The organism is Cohnella zeiphila, from assembly GCF_014212055.1.
Taxonomy (GTDB): domain Bacteria; phylum Bacillota; class Bacilli; order Paenibacillales; family Paenibacillaceae; genus Cohnella; species Cohnella zeiphila.
Genome location: NZ_JACJVO010000041.1, coordinates 1 through 2,959, shown reverse-complemented (window position 1 = coordinate 2,959; position 2,959 = coordinate 1). Strand labels below are relative to the sequence as shown.

1 rRNA gene is annotated in these 2,959 nt (G+C 55.3%); it reads right to left on the bottom strand.

Features of this window, described 5'->3' with window-relative positions:
* Nucleotides 1–72: 72 nt before the first annotated feature.
* Nucleotides 73–2,959, bottom strand: a 23S ribosomal RNA gene (locus H7C18_RS29630); the annotation flags it as partial.

Below are 2,959 nucleotides of genomic sequence, written 5' to 3'. Positions count from 1 at the left end.
TCAAAGCTTGCGCCTTGATAACCGGATACGAAACTTTAGCGATTGTAATCATCCGTGCCTTGATTGGATCTTTAGGATAAGCCCTCGACCGATTAGTACCCGTCAGCTCCACACGTTGCCGCGCTTCCACCCCGGGCCTATCTACCTGGTGTTCTTCCAGGGGTCTTACATACTGGGAAATCTTATCTTGAGGCGGGCTTCGCGCTTAGATGCTTTCAGCGCTTATCCCTCCCGCACTTGGCTACCCAGCGATGCTCCTGGCGGAACAACTGGTACACCAGCGGTGCGTCCATCCCGGTCCTCTCGTACTAAGGACAGCCCCTCTCAAATTTCCTACGCCCGCGACAGATAGGGACCGAACTGTCTCACGACGTTCTGAACCCAGCTCGCGTACCGCTTTAATGGGCGAACAGCCCAACCCTTGGGACCTACTTCAGCCCCAGGATGCGATGAGCCGACATCGAGGTGCCAAACCTCCCCGTCGATGTGGACTCTTGGGGGAGATAAGCCTGTTATCCCCAGGGTAGCTTTTATCCGTTGAGCGATGGCCCTTCCATTCGGTACCACCGGATCACTAAGCCCGACTTTCGTCCCTGCTCGACTTGTAGGTCTCGCAGTCAAGCTCCCTTTTGCCTTTGCACTCTTCGAATGATTTCCAACCATTCTGAGGGAACCTTGGGGCGCCTCCGTTACGCTTTAGGAGGCGACCGCCCCAGTCAAACTGTCCGCCTGACACGGTCCCTTCACCGGTTTCACGGTGACAGGTTAGAACTCCGATACGATCAGGGTGGTATCCCAACGGCGCCTCCACAGAAGCTGGCGCTCCTGCTTCAACGGCTCCCACCTATCCTGTACAGACCGTACCAAAGTCCAATATCAAGCTACAGTAAAGCTCCATGGGGTCTTTCCGTCACGTCGCGGGTAACCTGCATCTTCACAGGTACTAAAATTTCACCGGATCTCTCGTTGAGACAGCGCCCAAGTCGTTACGCCATTCGTGCGGGTCAGAATTTACCTGACAAGGAATTTCGCTACCTTAGGACCGTTATAGTTACGGCCGCCGTTTACTGGGGCTTCGGTTCACAGCTTCGGGTTACCCCTAACCGCTCCCCTTAACCTTCCAGCACCGGGCAGGCGTCAGCCCGTATACTTCGCCTTGCGGCTTCGCACAGACCTGTGTTTTTGCTAAACAGTCGCTTGGGCCTTTTCACTGCGGCCCCCTCGGGCTATTCACCCTACCGGGGCACCCCTTCTCCCGAAGTTACGGGGTCATTTTGCCGAGTTCCTTAACGAGAGTTCTTCCGCGCGCCTTAGAATTCTCTTCTCGCCTACCTGTGTCGGTTTGCGGTACGGGCACCTTCGCCTGGCTAGAGGCTTTTCTCGGCAGCGTGAGCACGGAACCTTCGGTACTGTGATTTTCCCTCCCCGTCACAGCTTGAGGTTACAGTGCGCGGATTTGCCTACGCACCCCTCTTGCTGCTTGGACGAGCTATTCCATCAGCTCGCGTTCTTGCCCTCCTGCGTCCCCCCATTGCTCGTAACGGCTTACGGTGGTACAGGAATTTCAACCTGTTGTCCTTCGACTACGCCTTTCGGCCTCGCCTTAGGTCCCGACTTACCCTGAGCGGACGAACCTTCCTCAGGAACCCTTAGGCTTTCGGCGGACAAGATTCTCACTTGTCTTTTCGTTACTCATACCGGCATTCTCACTTGAATGCAGTCCACCAGTCCTTCCGGTCTGACTTCAATCCGCATTCAACGCTCCCCTACCCAAGCGTTTCTAAAAGAAACGCGTTGCCATAGCTTCGGTGGTGTGTTTAGCCCCGTTACATTTTCGGCGCAGAGTCACTCGACCAGTGAGCTATTACGCACTCTTTAAATGGTGGCTGCTTCTAAGCCAACATCCTGGTTGTCTTCGCAACTCCACATCCTTTCCCACTTAACACACACTTGGGGACCTTAGCTGATGATCTGGGCTCTTTCCCTCTTGACGACGGATCTTAGCACTCGCCGTCTGACTCCCGAGTATACAAGCATGGCATTCGGAGTTTGACTGAGCTTGGTAACCCTTGGCGGGCCCCGCACCCAATCAGTGCTCTACCTCCATGTTGCTTTACCTCGAGGCTAGCCCTAAAGCTATTTCGGGGAGAACCAGCTATCTCCGAGTTCGATTGGAATTTCTCCCCTACCCCCACGTCATCCCCAAGCTTTTCAACGCTTGTGAGTTCGGGCCTCCAGTAAGTGTTACCTCACCTTCACCCTGCACAGGGGTAGATCACACGGTTTCGGGTCTACGCCCACGTACTTAAGCGCCCTATTCAGACTCGCTTTCGCTTCGGCTCCGTCTTTCCGACTTAACCTCGCACGTGAACGTAACTCGCCGGTTCATTCTACAAAAGGCACGCCATCACCCATATAGAGGGCTCTGACTTCTTGTAAGCGCACGGTTTCAGGTTCTGTTTCACTCCGCTCCCGCGGTGCTTTTCACCTTTCCCTCACGGTACTGCTTCGCTATCGGTCGCCAGGGAGTATTTAGCCTTGGCAGATGGTCCTGCCGGATTCCCACGGGGTTTCACGTGTCCCGCGGTACTCGGGATCCGTCTCGGAGGGAGCAGACTTTCGGCTACAGGGCTTTTACCTTCTATGCCGGGCCTTTCCAGACCTCTTCGCCTAACCTGCTCCTTTTTTACTCCATGTGAGACGTCCCACAACCCCGGAGGGCAAGCCCTCCGGTTTGGGCTAATCCGCTTTCGCTCGCCGCTACTGACGGAATCACTGTTGTTTTCTCTTCCTCAGGGTACTTAGATGTTTCAGTTCCCCTGGTGTGCCTCCTCATGAGCTATGGATTCACTCATGGGTGACTGGACATGACTCCAGCCGGGTTTCCCCATTCGGACATCCCCGGATCAAAGCCCGCTTACGGCTCCCCGAGGCAATTTCGCTGTTCGCCGCGTCCTTC